General features: G+C 53.2%; 17 protein-coding genes. 12 read left to right on the forward strand and 5 right to left on the reverse strand.

Annotated features, from left to right (window positions below):
- Window positions 1–38 precede the first annotated feature (38 nt).
- From F1728_RS18290 to F1728_RS18345, 12 genes are all read left to right on the forward strand, one after another.
- Window positions 39–1,229, forward strand: a complete 1,191-nt coding sequence (locus tag F1728_RS18290) for an acetate/propionate family kinase (protein ID WP_155365298.1) — start codon at window positions 39–41, stop codon at window positions 1,227–1,229.
- A 51-nt stretch (window positions 1,230–1,280) separates the two neighbouring features.
- Window positions 1,281–1,592 carry a EutN/CcmL family microcompartment protein gene (locus F1728_RS18295; RefSeq protein WP_145044296.1) on the forward strand — a complete coding sequence of 104 codons (312 nt, stop codon included), beginning with the start codon at window positions 1,281–1,283 and terminating at the stop codon, window positions 1,590–1,592.
- 26 nt (window positions 1,593–1,618) lie between these two features.
- A complete protein-coding gene (locus tag F1728_RS18300; RefSeq protein ID WP_155365299.1) occupies window positions 1,619–2,140 on the forward strand; it encodes a hypothetical protein in 522 nt (173 codons plus the stop codon).
- Between the two features lie 70 nt (window positions 2,141–2,210).
- Window positions 2,211–3,635, forward strand: a complete 1,425-nt coding sequence (locus tag F1728_RS18305; RefSeq protein ID WP_155365300.1) for an aldehyde dehydrogenase EutE — start codon at window positions 2,211–2,213, stop codon at window positions 3,633–3,635.
- Window positions 3,636–3,674: 39 nt separating this feature from the next.
- On the forward strand, window positions 3,675–3,959 hold the full coding sequence (locus tag F1728_RS18310) for a EutN/CcmL family microcompartment protein (RefSeq protein ID WP_155365301.1): 285 nt from the start codon (window positions 3,675–3,677) through the stop codon (window positions 3,957–3,959).
- Window positions 3,960–3,963: 4 nt separating this feature from the next.
- On the forward strand, window positions 3,964–4,320 hold the full coding sequence (locus F1728_RS18315; RefSeq protein WP_155365302.1) for a hypothetical protein: 357 nt from the start codon (window positions 3,964–3,966) through the stop codon (window positions 4,318–4,320).
- On the forward strand, window positions 4,305–4,652 hold the full coding sequence (locus F1728_RS18320) for a hypothetical protein (protein WP_155365303.1): 348 nt from the start codon (window positions 4,305–4,307) through the stop codon (window positions 4,650–4,652). Before F1728_RS18315 ends, F1728_RS18320 begins: the two co-directional genes overlap by 16 nt.
- Window positions 4,653–4,698: 46 nt before the next feature.
- Window positions 4,699–4,980 (forward strand): EutN/CcmL family microcompartment protein, encoded by a 282-nt coding sequence (locus F1728_RS18325; RefSeq protein ID WP_145044291.1) that lies wholly within the window; start codon window positions 4,699–4,701, stop codon window positions 4,978–4,980.
- A gap of 59 nt (window positions 4,981–5,039) precedes the next feature.
- Window positions 5,040–5,930, forward strand: a complete 891-nt coding sequence (locus F1728_RS18330) for a class II aldolase/adducin family protein (RefSeq protein WP_145191580.1) — start codon at window positions 5,040–5,042, stop codon at window positions 5,928–5,930.
- 90 nt (window positions 5,931–6,020) lie between these two features.
- The gene (locus tag F1728_RS18335; protein ID WP_155365304.1) at window positions 6,021–6,947 is read left to right on the forward strand and encodes a malate dehydrogenase; all 927 of its coding nucleotides are present in this window, start codon (window positions 6,021–6,023) and stop codon (window positions 6,945–6,947) included.
- Between the two features lie 73 nt (window positions 6,948–7,020).
- On the forward strand, window positions 7,021–8,238 hold the full coding sequence (locus F1728_RS18340; protein WP_155365305.1) for a beta/alpha barrel domain-containing protein: 1,218 nt from the start codon (window positions 7,021–7,023) through the stop codon (window positions 8,236–8,238).
- A gap of 114 nt (window positions 8,239–8,352) precedes the next feature.
- The gene (locus F1728_RS18345) at window positions 8,353–10,491 is read left to right on the forward strand and encodes a YfhO family protein (RefSeq protein WP_155365306.1); all 2,139 of its coding nucleotides are present in this window, start codon (window positions 8,353–8,355) and stop codon (window positions 10,489–10,491) included.
- Here the strand turns inward: F1728_RS18345 and F1728_RS18350 are convergent.
- From F1728_RS18350 to F1728_RS18370, 5 genes are all read right to left on the reverse strand, one after another.
- Complete coding sequence (locus F1728_RS18350; RefSeq protein WP_145442831.1) at window positions 10,475–11,041, reverse strand: FHA domain-containing protein; 567 nt, start codon at window positions 11,039–11,041, stop codon at window positions 10,475–10,477. The two genes, F1728_RS18345 and F1728_RS18350, sit on opposite strands and share 17 nt — an antisense overlap.
- A gap of 368 nt (window positions 11,042–11,409) precedes the next feature.
- Window positions 11,410–15,186: a leucine-rich repeat domain-containing protein gene (locus tag F1728_RS18355; RefSeq protein WP_155365307.1), complete on the reverse strand. Its 3,777-nt coding sequence runs from the start codon at window positions 15,184–15,186 to the stop codon at window positions 11,410–11,412.
- Between the two features lie 121 nt (window positions 15,187–15,307).
- Window positions 15,308–16,618: a DUF58 domain-containing protein gene (locus F1728_RS18360; protein WP_155365308.1), complete on the reverse strand. Its 1,311-nt coding sequence runs from the start codon at window positions 16,616–16,618 to the stop codon at window positions 15,308–15,310.
- A complete protein-coding gene (locus F1728_RS18365; RefSeq protein ID WP_145191562.1) occupies window positions 16,615–17,574 on the reverse strand; it encodes an AAA family ATPase in 960 nt (319 codons plus the stop codon). The genes F1728_RS18360 and F1728_RS18365 overlap by 4 nt, the downstream gene beginning before the upstream one ends.
- A gap of 239 nt (window positions 17,575–17,813) precedes the next feature.
- Window positions 17,814–18,590 carry a FliA/WhiG family RNA polymerase sigma factor gene (locus tag F1728_RS18370; RefSeq protein ID WP_145044282.1) on the reverse strand — a complete coding sequence of 259 codons (777 nt, stop codon included), beginning with the start codon at window positions 18,588–18,590 and terminating at the stop codon, window positions 17,814–17,816.
- Between the last annotated feature and the right edge of the window lie 4 nt (window positions 18,591–18,594).

An 18,594-nucleotide genomic window follows, 5' to 3' on the forward strand; every position in this document is an offset into this window, starting at 1 on the left:
GAAACACCAGTCCTCAAGTCACAGAATGGATTCCTGCAATGAAAGTACTAGTTGCCAATTTAGGTTCTACCAGTTTCAAATATCGCCTGTTTGATATGCCCGCAGAAGTGCAGCTCGCACGCGGGGGCATCGATCGGATCGGCGGCGAACAGTCGCACTGCTTCGTTGAAATTGGTGAGCATCGGGAAGAGCACGAACAGAACGTGCCCGACCATGCAGCCGCCGTCAACCTGTGTCTGTCTCAGTTGACCAACTCCGAATGGGGTTGTCTCGAGTCAGCCGACGAAGTTGCCGGCATTGGTTTCAAAGCGGTCTTTGCCGGAAACATGAGTGGCGTACGCCTGGTAGAAGAAACCCTGCTGACCAAAATGGAGGCCCTGTCCGACATCGCGCCGGCTCACAATCCTCCGTATGCCCGGGCTATGCGACAACTGCGTCAGGCGTTCCCTGAAATCCCGCTGGTTGCCGCACTCGAAACCGCCTTCCATGAAACCATCGCGCCGGAAAATCGTACCTACGCCATCCCGTTCCAATGGGACGAAGAGTACGAAGTCAAACGCTGGGGGTTCCATGGTGCCAGTCACCGGTATATCGGCTCACGTATGGCCGAACTCACCGGTAAAGACGATCTGAAGGTGATTTCCTGCCACCTGGGAGGCAGCAGCTCTCTCTGTGCCATGCACGGAGGTGTCTCTAAAGCCAACAGTCTGGGTATGAGCCCTCAGACAGGATTGCCCCACAATAACCGTGTGGGTGATTTTGATCCGTTTGCTCTGCCGGTTCTGCAGAAGGCCACCGGAAAATCTCTGGAGGAACTTCTGGAAGACCTGTCGAGTAAGGGTGGTCTTTTGGGAATGAGCGGATTGAGTGGCGACTGTCGCGATCTGGAAGAAGCGGCCGCCAACGGACACGAGCGGGCCCAACTGGCCCTGGGCGTGTTCCACTCAGCCATCCGGCATTACCTGGGAGGTTACATGACGGTTCTGGGCGGCGTGGATGCGATTGTTTTCACGGGTGGAATCGGTGAGAACAGTGTCAGCCTGCGAGAAAAGGTCTGCAGCAACCTGGAATGGGCGGGAATTCGACTGGATCCGGAACGCAATCAGAATGCGTCCGAGGAATCACAGATCCAGGCGGACGACAGCAACGTGCAGATCTGGGTCGTGCCTACCAATGAGGAGATTGTCGTAGCACGGCAGACAGTAGAAACCATCGAAGGGCGTGCGTAACGCCCCGAGAATAGAAGTATCCTTTCACGGGATTAAACAGGAGTTGGTTCGATGTTTGTAGGACGTATCACCGGAAGCGTCGTTTCGTCTCAGAAAGTCGATGCGATGGTCGGTCAGAAACTGTTGATTGTCGAACCGTTGCGCGTCAATGAAAAAGACCAGAGTGATCTGACTCCCACAGGACGGTCGTTTATCGTCGTCGATACCGTAGGGGCAGGGCAGGGTGAGGTCGTGCTGTGTGTGCAGGGGTCGTCAGCCCGCTTCACACCGGAAACCAAAAAACTGCCCATCGATGCAGCCATCATCGGCATCGTCGATCAGGTTCACATTGGCAACCGGGAGATTTTTAACTCGAAGGACTGAAGTTCGTTCTGAACCGGAATCAAATCATGACCAGACAGTTACCACAGGCAACGCCAGAGCAGAGACACCGGACGATGTTCATCATCTGGTTTGCCCTGATCATGGGTGTGGTAACCTTCGGAGTGGTCGTGGTCGGAATCCTGGGAAAGGACGAAGCACCCGGCGACGATCTGCCGCTCCTGACATATGTGGGACTGGGTGCTACAGCGGTCATGCTGGTATTACGCACCTTTGTGCCGGATCTGGTAGGACGCAACATGTTCAACCAGGCCATGGAGAGAATTAAAACAGAGAATATTCAGGACGAAGACGAGGTTCTGGCATCCTACGATCAGATTTTCATGACTCGGCTGATTGTGGGACTGGCCTTACTGGAAGGAGCGGCGATGCTCAATCTGGTGGCCTACATGACAGAGAGCCAGGTACTTTCGCTTGTGGCTGTCGGCATATTGCTGCTGGTCATGATTGCTTCAGTACCGACCAAATCAAAACTGGAAGCATGGATTCGCAACCAGATGGAAAACTATAACCTGGAAAACCAAAACTGAAATAAAACAGACTGAGTCCGCTACAGGAAACACTCGCTTTCACAGCCGGCGACTCGGGGAGAGATAGATTATGCAGGCGACAGAAGAAGCCATTCGCAGTGTCGTTCAGGAAGTGTTATCGCAGCTCAATAACCGGGGTGGCTATGGTTCCGCACCCGCGGGCGGCGATGGCGACTGGGGCGTGTTCAACAGCGTCGACCAGGCGGTAGCCGCTGCCACCGCAGGTCAGCAGCAGTTGCTCAAGGCCACTCTGGAAGACCGGGCCAAGGCACTCGAAATCGTGCGGCAGATCTGTGATACCCAGGCGGAAGAACTGGGCCGCATGGAACTCGAAGAGACCAAAATCGGTCGCCTCGATCACAAAATCGAAAAACTGCATCTGATCAAAAGCATTCCCGGCATGGAATTCCTCAAGACTGAAGCTGTCTCCGGGGACAACGGGATCAGCCTCACCGAATACGCCCCCTTCGGCGTCATCGGTGCCATCACTCCGGTAACACACTCCCTGCCGACTCTGGCCTGTAACTTCATCAACATGGTCGCCGCCGGCAACACGCTGGTCGTCAACCCGCACCCCAGCGGAGCGAAAATCGCCTGCGAAGGAGTGCGTCGCTTCAACCAGGCCATCTACCAGGCGACTGGCCTGCAGAACCTGGTGACCATCGTCGGCAACCCGACCCTGGAAACCGCAGACGAAATCTTCAATCACCGCAGTATTCCGCTGCTCGTTGTGACCGGGGGACCGGGTGTAGCCCGTGCTGCTCTGGCCGCTAAGAAGCGGGCTATCGTCGCCGGACCGGGGAATCCTCCCGTAGTCGTCGATGAAACCGCCGATCTCGACAACGCTGCCAAATCGATCATTATCGGGGCGGCCTACGATAACAACCTGCTCTGCATCGGCGAAAAAGAAGTCTTCGCCGTCGAAAGTATCTTTGACCAGCTGATGTCAGCCATGGGACGTCATGGCGGATTCCAGCTGAACGCTCAGCAGGTCGCACAACTCACATCGCTGGCCTTCGCTCCTCCCAAAGAACCGGGCGGACACGCTGTACTCAACCGCGACATGATCGGCAAAGACGCCGCTGTGCTCGCCGGAATGATCGGTGTTAACGTGCCAGCAGGAACTCAGTTACTTTACGGCGAAACCGATACGAACAACCCCTTCGTGCCTGAAGAGCAGATGATGCCCTTCGTGCCTTTCGTTCGCTGTCGCAACGCCGATCACGGAATCGAGCTGGCCAAAGAATTCGAACACGGATTCCGGCACACCAGCATGATTCACTCACGCAACATTGAAACCATTACCAAAATGGGTCGCGTCATGGACACCACTCTGTTTGTGCAGAATGGTCCCTGTGGAGCAGCCTTGGGCAACGGTGGTGAAGGCTATGGTTCCTTCAGTATCGCGACACCCACCGGGGAAGGGGTCACCAACCCGCTGACCTTCACCCGCTTCCGTCGTTCCACCACCGTCGGACATTTACGAGTTATCTAAGTCACGTTTCGCGGATCACCGCTTCAGGATTGAAATCATATGTTGACAGGCAGAGTCATCGGACGGGCAACCGCCACTGCAAAGCATCCCAGTCTGGCAGGCTGGCGACTGCTGCTCGTCCAGACACTGGATATTGATGGCAACGCTGATGGATTTCCTGAACTGGTCATCGATCAACTCGGGTGCGGCAAACACGATCTGGTGCTGTTGACATCAGACGGGGCTGCCGTCCGGGACATGGTGGGGGTCGACAATACTCCCATCCGCTGGGCCACCATGGGTGTGCTCGATGAAGATCAGGTGTCTCCGGGGAAAAAGAAATAAACCAATGCAGATTTCTGAAGAACTGGTCAATCAGGTCGTTGCCGATGTCTTGTCGACCCTCTCCCGTCAGGGACAGGTCACACAGGCAGCAGGCAGCGGTATGACCCCGGTCAGGAACAGTTCCTCAGTCATCCTGTCAGAGAAAGTCATCACGGCCGACCTGCTCGCAGAGAAAGCCAAAGGACAGACCGTCATCGGCGTCACCGCAGGGGCCATTCTGACCCCTTCGGCTAAAGATTATCTGCGGGAATACAAAGTCGAGATCCAGCGTGCAACAGCCGCTGCTTGCACAAAAGCGAAGCAGGGGGGACCTGGCGGGCGATTGTTCTTAATCGGGCTGGCGTGGTGGAACAGGCTCTGACGAATATCGAACAGCAGACCGGCGCAAGCTGGTCACAGGAACTGGCAGGTTCTCTGGACGAAGCGGTCCAGGGGGCGGTCAGCAGTTTATGTCGTGCCGATGCTACAGGCGTGGTCCTGTTTGTCTCGGCAGCAGAGAAAGCAGCCTGCCTGGCGAATCGGAATCAGAAAATCTGTGCCGCCGCCATCCAGGATGTGAATCACCTGCGAACGGTTGTGTCGCAAATGAGTCCAAACCTCGTTTGTATCAACCCGGACCAGAAATCGTTTATTGAATTGAGAAACCTGATGAAGGCCTTTGTCTCCGCCGGCACTCCGCATCCGGAAGTCTAAGCGGGCTGCAAAGTCGAATTCAGGGAACAACACAGGGAACCAGATTATGAAAATCGCAGAAGTCATCGGCAAAGTGACACTGTCACGCAAGCATCCGAGTCTGGACGGCGCGCGGTGGATTATCGGGATTCCCTTGAAGAGCGACGAACTGAACACAAACAAGAAAAAGAAAACGGAACCGTTTGTGATCTACGATGAGTTGGGTGCTTCACCTGGCAGCCTGATTGCTGTCAGTGAAGGAGCGGAAGCAGCAGCTCCCTTTAATCCTGATACCAAACCGATCGACGCCTATGTGTCGGCCATCCTGGATCAGGTTGAAGTTTACTAATGACCAGTCACACAAACTGAAAACACATACTTTTTAAATTTACGTTGGGAGTCAAAACCATGTCGAGTCAATGGAACAGTGGAATTCACGACCGGAAACTGAAAGAAGAGATCTGCGAAATCGGACGTCGCGTCTACAACAAAGGCTTCGCGGCTGCCAACGACGGTAACATCTCGATTCGCGTCGGCGAAAACGAAGTACTCTGCTCACCCACGATGATCTGCAAAGGTTTCATGAATCCCGAAGACATCTGTGCGGTTGACCTGGATGGCAACCAGATCGCCGGTACCCGCAAGCGTACCAGCGAAATCCTGTTGCACCTTTCGATCATGAAAGAACGTCCCGACGTCAAAGCCGTCGTGCACTGTCACCCGCCTCACGCGACTGCCTTCGCTGTTGCCCGCGAGCCGATCCCACAGTGTGTGCTGCCCGAAGTCGAAGTCTTCATGGGCGAAGTACCTATGGCTCCTTACGAAACACCGGGCGGACAGAAATTTGCCGACACCGTACTGCCTTTCCTCAAAGGAGGCACCAACACGATCATCCTGACCGGCCATGGTACCGTCAGCTTCGGTAAGTCTCTGGAAGACGCTTACTGGAAAACCGAAATCCTGGATGCGTACTGTAAAATTCTGCTGCTCTCCAAGCAGCTCGGACGCATCAACTACTTTACGGAAAACGAAACCCGCGAACTGCTCGACCTGAAGCAGAAGCTCGGTTTCGATGATCCCCGTTTCCACGTTGAAGACTGTGATCTCTGTGGCAACAGCGCCTTCCGGGAAGGTTATACCGAAGGTCTACCGCAGCAGAAAGCGTTTGAGCCAGCTCCCAGTTACCCGGGATACCTGCAGAAACCATCGACCCAGCCCGCAGCAGCACCTGCCGGCGGCAACTCAGATCAGCTGATCAAAGCGATCACCGATCAGGTCATGTCAGCCCTGGGACAGTAATCCCGGGCAGTCGTCTCGGGTAAATCACCTGGGCAAACGTTTGCAGAATTACTCACAGCTCACTTCGTCATAAATAGAAAAGATTTGATCATGAATGTCAGTATTATCGGTGGTGGGGGACTCGTCGGTTCCTGTGCTGCCTTTGCATTACAGGCCGGAGGCATTGTCCGGGAAATCGCTCTGGTAGACGTCAATCAGGAACTGGTCGAAGGCCAGGCCCTGGACCTGCTGCACGGCAGCTCTCTGACCGCAGATCAGAAGATTTATGCGGGGGGCACCGAACTGGTGAAAGACAGCGATGTGATCGTCATCACCGCCGGTCTGCGTCGTAAGCCCGATGAAAGCCGCCTGGATCTGATCAACCGCAACGTTGAACTCTTCAAAAACATTCTGGCTGACGTCAAACGCGTCGGTACCAAACCCGGGGCGATTGTCTTCGTCGTTTCCAACCCGGTCGACGTGCTGACCTACCTGGCCATGAAAGAACTCGGATTGCCGCCTCAACAGGTCATCGGTCTGGGGACCGTTCTCGATACCACCCGGCTTCGCAGCATGCTGGCAGCCCGTCTGGATGTCCCTCCGACACAGGTTTCCACCCTGATTCTCGGCGAGCACGGTGACAGCATGGTTCCCGTCTGGTCAGCTGCTCAGGTCGGCGGACTCCCTCTGGATAAGTTCCCAGGTGTGAATGCTAGTCTGATTGCCGAAGTCGAAAAGAAAACTCGTGGCAGCGGAGCTGAAGTCATCAAGAAAAAGGGCGGAGCTGGTTTCGCTGTCGGCGTGAGTATCGCCGATGTCGTGCACTGTATTGCCCTCGATCAGCGTCGCATTCTGCCGGTTTCATCTCTGCAGGATGGTGCCTTCGGTCTGCGGGATGTCTGTATTTCGGTTCCGACCGTCATGGGACGCACCGGCGTCATGCAGCACCTGGAAATCGAACTCTGGCCCAAAGAACAGCTGGCTCTGACTCAGTCCGGCCGGGTTCTGCGGGAAACCGTCGACAAAGTCCTCGGCTGATTCTCAGCCGGGTGACCACCTGAAGTGTTATATGCGTTCTGCTTTTGCGTTTTGTTTTTGAAATGATTGTGTGATGGAAAAATCTCTCGACAGGAAGCTTCAGTCAATTCACGCTGACCCCAGCGGCTCGAAAGAGTTTATCATTGCTGATGCCAAAGACGCCGACATGGCCTTCGGCATCGGTGCCCCTGGACTCTCTCCGGAACGGCACGACCAGGAACTCAAATACAAAACGCTGGCAGAATACCGTCAGCAGATTCGCGAAGTCATCAAGCAGGAAGTGGTCGACATCGTCCTGATGTCTGCCAGCACCAGCGAAAAACTGACGATCGACGAGCGTCTGTTCGACAACTCACCGATCACACCCGCCGCCCGGGCGAATGACACGACCGACGTGCACGTTCCCCGCGGAGGTAAACTGCATCTGCCGCCGGCCAAGCCATTCCGGTCGGCCAGCCTGGATCACATCCAGTGTGGACATCTCGATTGTAAGCCTGAAGAACGCGCCTACGGTGCTGACTTGGGTCTTTACTCAGTAACCTTTAATAACAATCTCGAAGAAGACCTCGCGACCCTTGAACGCTACAAGGAATTTCGCGAAGAAGCCGAACGCAAGAAGTTCCGCCACTTCCTGGAGATTTTCGATCCGAACATCAGTAACGCGGTCGCCGCAGATCTGGCCCCCGGTTTCATCAACGACCTGATCGCCCGGACTCTGGCTGGCGTCGCTTCGCCGGGACGCCCCGTCTTTCTGAAGATGGTCTACCACGGTCCGCGGGCCATGGAAGAACTGGTTGCCTATGATCCGCACCTCGTTGTCGGTATTCTCGGCGGTTCAGCAGGGACCACGCTTGATGCCTTCCAGCTGATCTACGATGCCCGGAAATACGGAGCCCGTGTCGCCCTCTTTGGTCGCAAGATCAACCAGGCCGAACATCAGCTCGCCTTCATTCAGTTTCTGCGTTACCTGGTCGAAGACAAAATCCAACCCGCAGATGCCGTCAAAGCCTATCACGGCGTTCTGCAGGAACTGGGCATTAAACCGCACCGCGATCTCGAAACCGATCTGACTTACCAGACCGCCGTGATGAGCTATGGCGGTGAAGACGGCAAAACCTTCAGCTTTCCGGAGAAGAAAGCAGGTGGCAAGCCAGCGACCCCATCCGCAGAGAAACCAGCGGCTACACCCGCAGCAGGGAAGACTCCGGAAGCTCCGAATTTCGCAGCCATGAGTTCCGCAGAAAAGCTGGCCTATCATCAGGCACGCCTGAACCGCATGTTCGGTAACTAACTTCCGGACGCAGTCTGTTGAGACATCAGAGCAGGCGGCTTAGAATACACGCAGGTATTCAGCCGCCTGCTTTTTTATTTCAGACAGTATTCAGTCAACACAAGGTCCAGTCGCTTGAGTCGTTCCCCCCAGAAGAAAGCCGAACCCGCCCCCTCTGCGGAAACAAAACCGCTCGGCACACCCCTGTTTGCCGGCATCATTCTGATTATGGCCGTCGCACTGACGTGGGTCTTCTGGAGCGGTCTCTGGTCGGGTGGGGGCCTGATTGGTGGCGACCTCTATACTTATTTCTTCCCGCAGAAAACCTTCTTCGCAGAACGCCTGCAGGCCGGCGAATTCCCGCTCTGGAATTCTTACATCGGTCATGGTTTTCCCCTCGTTGCGGAAAGCCAGACCGGCGCCTTTTATCCGTTCAACTATTTCGCCTACCGCTTTCTGCCCGTGAATACCGCTTATAACTTCGTACAGCTTCTGCATTACATCCTCGCCTTTGTCTTCACGGCTCTGTATGTCAGGCGGATTGGTTATTCGATCGCAGCAGCACTCTTCGCGGGGCTGGTCTACACCTACGGCTGGTTTCCCTCAAGGATCTGCCTGGAATGGGCCATCATCGGCGGGGCCTGGCTCCCGTTGACGCTCTGGTGTGTGGAATCATTCTTCCAGACCCGCTACTGGCGGTACCCGATTCTGCTCTGCTTCGCACTCAGTATGCAGATCCTGCCCGGCCACTTTAACCTGGCCTTCATCACTCAGCTGATGCTGCTGGTTTATATTCCCGCCCGCATCTGGTTCAGTCGTGATGAAACCACAGACGCACTCAAACCCTACCGCAGACGCACGGTCATCCTGCTGCTGCTGGCCTTTGTTTCAACCTACGCACTGTCGGCAGTTCAACTGGCGCCGACCTGGGAACTCAAACAGCACAGTCAGCGGGCCGAGGTAGGCGAACGTTCGCATAAGCCCGGCTATGGTCATATTCCCGTCTGGTACCTGTCGCAAATCGTCGCTCCCTGGGCCTGGTATCCCTATGAAGTCAATCTTGATGCAGGGCTGGCTCCCGGTTCGGAAGCCACGAATCAGGTAGAAGCACATCTCTACTTCGGGATTGCCGCACTGCTGCTGTTGATTTACGGAACATTTTCCGGAGCCTGGACACGTGACCGACGGCTGATCTTACTGGCAATCATCGGTTTTCTGGCGCTCCTCTATACGCCCGGCTGGTTAATGCCGATCACCAGACACATCCCCGGCTTCAGTTTCTTTACCGGACCCGGACGGTATGGCATCGTCACGACATTCGCGGTTGCAGTGATCGCGGGCGTTTGTCTGGAGCGTCTCATCTCGAACTGGAAACCCGCGATTCAGATTGGTGTGGTGACGTTAGTCTGCCTGTTTACCACGGCGGATTTCTGGGTCGTCAGCCGCTACGTGACCTATGCCACGATCATCCCGAATCCACCGATTAACAATGTCGATAAGAGTGCACTGCGGGAGATTACCAGCAAGTACGGTCAGCCGGTGCGGTTGTTTGCCCCGGGCGCAAACCTGCCGACCTTGATCGGCGTGGCATCCACGCCCGTCTATCTGGGCATCGGCCCCGAGCAGTATTTCGACCCCGCGGTGGCCATGCCGGACCCGCTGCCTTTTAAAGAACCAGCCACGCCGGAACAGATTGAATGGCTGAGAAAAGCAGGGGTGACACACATCCTGAGTCAGCATCCGCTGGACCTGAGTCGCTGGCCGGTCAAACCGGTGTGGAGTGACTTCGATGCCGTGATCAATCCCGCCTGGGGCCGCTTCGATGAACCGGTCTACTTCTATGAACTCGAAGGTTCCCGTGGTCGTGTTGCCTGGTCACATCCCGTGGCTGATCAGCAGGCAGAGATTAAGTCCTACCGGGCAAATGAAATTGTCATTGAGGCAGAGACGCCGGAAGAAGATACGCTGATCCTGACCGATCTCTTGTATCCCGGCTGGTCGGTCTACGTGGATGGTCAGCCTGCAGAAGCGGAACTGGTGGATGGCATGTACCGGGGCGTGAAGCTTCCCGCGGGGCAGCATGAAGTGATCTGGGCGTACCAGTCAGGCTGGTTTCTGATTGGTGGGATCATCAGTTGTATCACGCTGCTGGTGATCATGACGATCGCCCATTTTCGGTTCTGGCACCCGCTGTTATTTCAGATGAAAAATCGGGGGAGGCAGATTCCTCCTGCTGAGCAGACCGGAGTAGAAACGCCTACGACGAAGAAATGAACTCGACGTTCGAGCCGTGTCCCTCAAAGCTGTCCGAGTAATTGCCTTCTTCATCTTCATCATCAGCGTCCAGCTCGTGGCTGTCCAGATTCTCGTTCGCTTTCACGTTCTGGCCGCTTTCGGAAATCGCGACGGGGAACTGCTGAGAGATGTCGATGTCTTTCCCAGGCTTTTTGAAGTGCTGTACAGAAGGAGCCTTGGTCGGGGAGTCGTCGGAACTGAGGGTATTCTCCTTCGGTTCCTGCTTCTTCTTGTCGTCCGCACCGATGTTTTCCAGGTGGTAAGCGACGTTACCGATCTTGATTTCGTCGTGCAGCTTCAGCCGAACTTCTGAATCAATGCGGGTTCCGTTGACGTAAACCCCGTTCATACTGCCCAGATCTCGGATCACCGGGCGATCATTGACAATCGCCAGGCAGCAGTGTTTGCGGGAAATCTTTGGGCTGTCGTTAATGACGATATCGCAGTCCGGATGCCGTCCAACAAGAATGATCGCCTTATCTAACACAATGGGGCGACCCTGGTTCACGGGGACTAAACAGACTGCCATAAATGACTCCAAATACAAACGTAGCTTACTTCTAATGAATCTTAATTATACGGCTGGCCCTGAACTAAGTAAAAGAAAAAAGTCATCGCTCAAACAAGAGGGGACGATTTCTGTCCCACGACCCGCATATTTTATATGCGAGCCGGTTTTGTTAATTCTTTATAAATATCGACCATTTATAGATATGCACACGATGTTGACCACCAGTTTCTCTCTGAAATCGGTGAGATCACCCGAAAAAATCTTTTCACTAATTCCCACACTCGACGTGGACACTGTGTCTTACAATTGATACCAGCGGTATAACCGTACCGGTGTATACGCTTTTGTGTAGGTGCGAGGAAATGTTAATACCGCGGGCGTGTTGGTTATTCTTCGGTTTTGAGTTTAATGTGACAGTTAGGTAGCGCCTGACTGAATTCTGTGAGTTGCGAATTCGAAACCACCAGATGAGTCAGAGACAGGTTTCTCAAATGCTGCAATGCTTTTAAAGAATCGAGCGACGCCTCCGTCACTTTACTCTGGTTGAGTTCGAGCTGATTCAACCGTGGCAGAGTCAGCTTAACCAGATCGGTAATTCCTTTATCTGAGATTTGCGTATGATTCAATTTCAGAATTTGCAGGTTTACCATCCCCTCTAATTCCTGGATCCCCGAATCAGTAATACGGCTCCCGGTCAAATCGAGCTCAGACAGGTATTTTAGATTTTTGATACGTTTGAGTTTCGCATCGTCGAACTCAGGCCAGTGAATACCCAACTCTCTCAACTCTTTGAGTGCCGAGATCCGTATCAGACAACTGTCGAGCACTTGTGCTTTATCTGTTCGGTCATCAACGGTGAAGATACCTTTGACGGGATTCCGAAAATACACGGAACCAATTGCCTGGTGATTCCCCAGTTTGATTAAGCTGACATCAGCGCCCGCTTCTTTCAGTTCCTGCACAATGTTTTGCAGAGTCGATGCGACAGGTGTTGTGTATTCAATCTGGCATTTTGGCAAGAGACGCTGAAAGTTCTTAACTCCCTGTTCCGTGACATGCGTGTCATTCAATTTAAGTCGATACAATCCCCGCAGCGTTTCCAGATCTTTGAGCCCTCTGTCGGAGATGTAGGTGGATTCCAGTGATAACATCCCCAGCGAGTTCATCTTCCTCAAAAGCTGTGTTCCGCCGTCTGTAATGGTTGTTCCATTGAGAATTAATGTCCGTAGCCGCGGTAGAGTGATCAGATCTTGCAGTCCCTGATCGGCCACGCGAGTCCCTTCCAGGATCAGACCTCTGAGGTTTTTGAGGGAAGCAAGATGTACCATGCCGTCGCTGTAAATCCGGTTCTGGCTCAGATTGAGTCCTTTGAGATTTGTGAGGCCTGAAAGATGTTTGAGGCCGTGTTCTGTAATCTGATTGCCACTCAGGACCAGTGTTTCCAGTTGAGTCATGTCCTTAAGCTCTACCAGTTGCTCATTAGTGATGCCCGCATTCTGAATCTGCAGCAGATTCAGTTTTTTGAGCTGGGCTACCTGTTTCAATCCCTCTGCAGTCAGCTTACCAGCATTAATTCGTAGAGTTCTCAGTTCAGGAACATGCTGAAGTTCTTTGAGGCCCAGATCGGTCAAATTGTTATCGGAAATTTCCAGCTCTTCTAACGTCTTAAGCCCCTTTAACAGTTTCAGACGTTCATTGATGGGAGGCAATTCGGTTTGGTTTCCCAGTCGAGGATAGAACCGGATCGTAAGCTGCTCTGTCCCATCATCTCGTAGTCGGCGAACACGATAAGCACCCGCTGCTTTCAGTTTGGCGAGTATCGCTTCAATGTCAGAATCCAGGGGCGGTGATACCTGTATCTGACAGTCCGGGAATTCCTGCTTAAGTGTTTCCAGTCCGGTTTTTGTAATGCGCGTGCCATGTAAGTTGAGATCTGTCGGTTTGATAACTTTATTCTTGAAATGGAGCACGCCTGCATCTGTCACCTGAGTGCCGTAAAGATCCAAACTGCGTAAGTGAAAGAGGGAACTGAGAGTTTTGAGTCCCGAATCATCAATGGCTGTCTCTCTTAGCCCTAACTTATAAAGCTGCGTGAGTGATTTCAGGGGATCGAGACCCGCGCTTGTGATCTTCGTGTGATTCAGATTCAGTGTCTTCAATGCTTTCAGTTTTGAAATATGAATCATCCCGACATCTGTCACCAGTGTCTTTGTAAGATTCAATGAGCTGAGATTTGTCAGATTGGCGAGAGGTGGCAGGGCAGCATCGTCGAGTTGGGTATAATCGAGATTCAGGTATGTCAATTTTGTCAGCGGTGCGAGATGGGAGACCCCGGTACTTGTGATTTTCGTTTTTGTGAGGGAGATGCTTTGTAACTGGTGTAATTCACTAACTGTTTTTAATCCGTCATCATTGAGTGGAGTGAGGGATAAATCCAATGTCTTAAGTTTTGACAGTGGCTTCAATTCATTCAGGGTAGATCCGGTAATTCCTGTGCTGTAAAGCTTCAGTGTCTCCAGGCTTGATAGTGTTTTTAAATGTATCAGGCCTTTATCTGTGATCCGAGTTCCTCCCAGGTTCAGTGATTTGAGTTGAGGCAGTTTGTTTAGCGAAACCAGTCCCAGGTCGGTGATGCCCGTACGATTGAGATCCAGACTTTGGAGATTCTTTAAATCACTCAGGTGCGATACACCTTTGTCAGTAATCGCAGTGCCTGATAACTGTAACTGTTCCAGTTCTGATAAAACGGAAAGATATTCCACGCCCTTGTCGGTAATATTCGTTTGATTAAAAGTAACGACTTTCAAACGGGGAATCATTTTTAATTGTCGGAGCTGCTCGTCAGTGATCCGATTTCCAAAAAATCGGATCGAGGTAAAATACTCCGAAGTGTATTTTCCATTCTTATACTCCCTTTGATTCTGAATGTGCGCTCCCAATGCCTTGAGGGCGGCAATTTCTGCTTGCCCCTGCATGGAAACGTCAGTGCTTCCGCCAGTTTCAACTTTACATTTCGGCAATGCGGCCTTGATTTGCTTAATGCCAGCAGAGGTGACTCCGGTATTGATTAAATATAATTTCTGCAAATGCTTGAGGCCCAGGATGTGTTTCAGCCCGGCGTCGGTAACTGCTGTTCTCGACAGATTTAATTCTGTTAAGCGGGAAAGCCCTGTTAAATGTGACAGGCCTTCGTTTGTGATGGGAGACTGCATGAGGGTCAGCGAGGTCAACCCCGTCAGATCTTTTAAGTTTGACAGACCCTGGTCACTGACATTGGTCTGATTCAACGTCAGTGATTTCAACCCAGACAGACCTTTCAGGCAGGAAAGGCTGGCGTCGTTGATTTGAGGACCACTCAGACTGATTGTCGACAATATCCGGTGCGCGTTCGCATCTCGATATCGTACAAATCCTTTTAACTGTTTCACCTCCTCAGCCACTTTGAGATGCGCAGGCAGGATCGGTCGGTCAAATGAAATTTTGCAATCCGGGATCTGCGCCTGAAGCCTCTCAACAGCAGTACTACTGACTTGAGTGAGCTTTAAATCCAGGTACTTCAGCTTCTTCAGACCTGACAAATGAGCCAGGCCGGCATCACTGACTTTGGTCTCATAGAGGTTCAGCGAGCTTAGTTCTTTTAAATCTTTCAGATGGATCAGTCCTGCATCTGTTACTTTGGTCGAGACCAGCCACAAACTCTGCAGTTGCTTTAATTCCTGCATGTGTTTGAGGGCCTCATCACTCAGCTCGGCATTACGAATGTAGAGGTGTTTTAATGCCGGGAACTGTTTGAGATGCACCAACTCAGCATCTTTCAGAGGGCAGCGTACCAGGTGTAGTTTTTGCAGCTGATTGAAATTCTGCAGATGTTTTAAACCTGCTCCAGACAGCTGGGCACCATAAAAAGCCAGATCCTGCATCTGGTTAAAATCTTTTAGATAGACGAGGCCGGTATCATCGATTTTTGAATTGGCAAAGAAGATGGACTTGATGTCGAGTTGGGCATCATCTTTCTGGAATTTAATATCCCCACGAAACTGCTTGATAATGGCAATCGCCTGTTCTCGGCTGATAGTAGCGTCATCCGCTGCCTCCACCAAAGAGGCGATCAGGGCCATTACACACAGGCTGAATAGCAATATAGTCCGTGAGAAGATTTGCATACCACTGAGCTTTCGAAGTGCTGACAGATTCAACAGGAGTGATGGTTCAAGATTGCACGCATGGATACAACTATAACCCTGTGCGCAGCAGGAAGCAAATGGGAGAATCTCTACTCTGCTATCACAGCAGTTGACGGGCTTTGATGTCCAGGTAGCGGCTGATGAGATTGACCGACAGATTCTCCGGCAGCGTGTCCAGAATCAGCAGGCCTGATTTCTGTAGCGCGGCGATCTGTGTGGTCTGGGTAGCCACAATGTCTGCGGCTGCGGCGATCTGGAAGGCTTCGCGGTCTGTTTCCGGAATCGCGTTCATCCGCTCCTGCAGGGGAACGTTCCGCAGGAACGCGGAGAGCACCAGATGGGGCCAGCGCATCATCCGCAGGGCATCGCTCAAATGCGAGAGATGCACTTCGTCCAGCGCGTGTGTGAGTACAACGACCAGCGAGCGTTTACGGTAACGCAACTGGAGCTGTTCCGACATCAGTCGGTAGTCTGAGGCCTCGTAGACCGGATCCAGATCATAAACCTGGCGGATCAGTTTCTGAATCGAACCGGCACCGCGCACCGGGGGAACCCACCGCTCGACCTTGTTCGAACAGGCCATCAACGAGACTGTGTCTCCCTGCCGGAGTGCCACGTAACTGAGCAGGATCGCCGCGTTCAACGCCCGGTCGAAGTGAGTCACGCCTTCGTCGGCATTACACATCGAACGACCGCAGTCGAGCAGAAAGATGATATTCTGATTCTTCTCCACCACGTACTCGCGACTGATCAGCTCCTGGTGCCGGGAGGTTGCTTTCCAGTCAATGCTGCGAAATTCGTCGCCGCGACGATACTCGCGCAGGCGATCGAACTCAGTCCCGCGTCCCCGCAGGCGGGACATCTTGATGCCGGTTTCTGCCAGTCGGTTCCGGCGGGCCATCAGCTCCACGCCATGTACTGCTTTAATATCCGGATAGATGCGGACCACCTGGTGAATGTCCCGCTCATCGTAAAGCGTCCACAGGCCGAGCCGGCTTTTCATCTGCAGAAAGACGCGACGGAACCGGTTTTTGCCCCGGTGATGCGGTTCAACATGATAAATACTGTACTGGTGCTTGTTCGGAAACAGTTCGATGTCGAAAGGCAGATCGGTATAGTGGCACGGCATCGGCGGTTCGTCGTGCACGTGAATCTTGAGCGGCACCGAACCACGGTTCGTAAACCAGAGTTTGACGTTGTTCGGGGTACCGACGCTCAGGACTTCATTCACATCCCGATTGACTTCAATCGCCAGCAGCGAAGGGGTAACCACCAGATCGACCAGCGACAGCAGAAACACACCCAGGCAGACCAGAATTCCCAGCTGTCCCGCTTCGGGCCAGACCGTTCCCAGCGCAAAGGGAACCATCGCGGCAGCGAACAGAAACAGCAGGGAGAGACGGGGCATCATTGGCGGGGCGCCTCAACACTTTCCAGGATTTCTCGGATTACATCGTCCACGTTCACGCCTTCAATCTCGGCTTCCGGATGCAGGCGGATGCGATGACGCAGCACTGGCAGAGCCAGTTCCTTCACGTCATCGGGAACAACGAAGTCGCGGCCCTGGCAGGCAGCCATCACCCGCGAACCGATCAACAGGTTCACGCTGGCACGTGGACTGGCACCGACTTCAATGGTGTGCCAGCCCCGGGTGCGGGAGACAATCGAAGTGATGTAATTGATGATCGAGGGCTCCACGATGATTTCAGTGGCCCGTCTCTGAATTTCCAGAATTGTTTCCGTATTCAGAACCGGCTCGATACCGAAGGTTCCCAGATCGCGATTGTCTTTACCGGCCGCGTACAGGTCGAGGATCGCGTTTTCCTGGTCCTGTGTTGGATAGTCGACCAGCAGTTTGAACATGAATCGGTCCAGCTGCGCCTCGGGCAGCGGATAGGTTCCTTCCTGCTCCAGCGGGTTCTGGGTGGCAATCGTCAGGAACGGACGCTCCAGTGGATAGGTTTTACCATCCACCGAAACCTGGCGCTCCTGCATCGCTTCCAGCAGTGCCGACTGTGTTTTCGCCGGGGCGCGGTTGACTTCATCCGCGAGCAGCAGGTTGGTAAACAGGGGGCCTTCATTGAACGTGAAAACCTTTTCGTGCATGTCATACACGGTATGCCCGGTGATGTCGGAGGGCATCAGGTCGGGGGTGAACTGAATTCGTCGGAACCTGCTGGAGAGAACGTGGCTGAGGGTATTGACCAGCAAGGTCTTACCCAGGCCGGGAACCCCTTCGATCAGCACATTTCCCTCGCAGAACAGGGCGATCAGCACCCCTTCTACCAGATCTTCCTGACCCATGAGAACTTTTCCCACCTCTGTCAGTGAGCGCTGATAGTAATCTTCAATCTGAGAAACTTCCATGAATGACCTGTCACCCCGATTATCTGTCTGAAGTAAGTGGAATCCCAAGTGGTCGAAAATCGACGAGCCGGAACTTATGTTCCCTGTGGGCCTATTCTAAATCGAATCGCGCACCAATTTCGAGTATACCGCGCGAGAACTCGCAGGAATTTACAAATTGTCCTTGAATGTCCAGACGTAAAAAAAGGCCTCCATACCGCTGGAGGCCTTTTGTGTCTTAGAGGAGTAAGACAAATGTATTATGCAAATTCGGGTCGTCGACGGCCCAGTTGTTCTTTCAGGCGGTTGACAATGCTGGAATGCATCTGACTGACACGCGACTCGGACAGACCCAGAGTGCTGCCGATTTCTTTCATGGTCAGTTCTTCGTAGTAATACAGGATGATAATCAGGCGTTCGTTGCGGTTCAGGCCCTTGGTGACCAGTCGCATCAGATCCCGCTTCTGGATACTCTTGGTCGGATCTTCACCCTTGGCGTCCTCGAGAATATCCACTTCCCGTACATCTTTGTAGCTGTCGGTTTCATACCACTTTTTATTGAGGCTGACCAGTCCGACAGCGTTGGCTTCGCTTTTGAGTTTTTCGAACTCTTTGCGAGACAACTGCATCTTCCGGGCGATTTCCTCGTCCGCCGGCGGGCGACCATGCTCTGCTTCGGCTGCCTTGCGGGCTGCTTCCAGCTTACTGGCCTTACTCCGTACCAGACGGGGAACCCAGTCCATGGTACGCAGTTCGTCCAGCATGGCGCCACGGATACGGGGAACGCAGTAAGTTTCAAACTTAACGCCCCGTTCCAGATCGAATGCATTGATGGCATCCATTAACCCGAATACACCAGCTGAGATCAAGTCGTTTAAATCGACCCCTTCAGGGAGCTTCGCCCAGACTCGTTCTGCATTATAACGAACCAGGGGAACATATTGCTCAATCAATTTATTGCGGAGTGTCTGGTTGGATTGATCCTGCTTGAATTCCTTCCAGATCTCTGCGATTTCTTCACTGGCTTTGATGGCCATTTAC

The organism is Gimesia benthica, assembly GCF_009720525.1.
GTDB classification, from domain to species: domain Bacteria; phylum Planctomycetota; class Planctomycetia; order Planctomycetales; family Planctomycetaceae; genus Gimesia; species Gimesia benthica.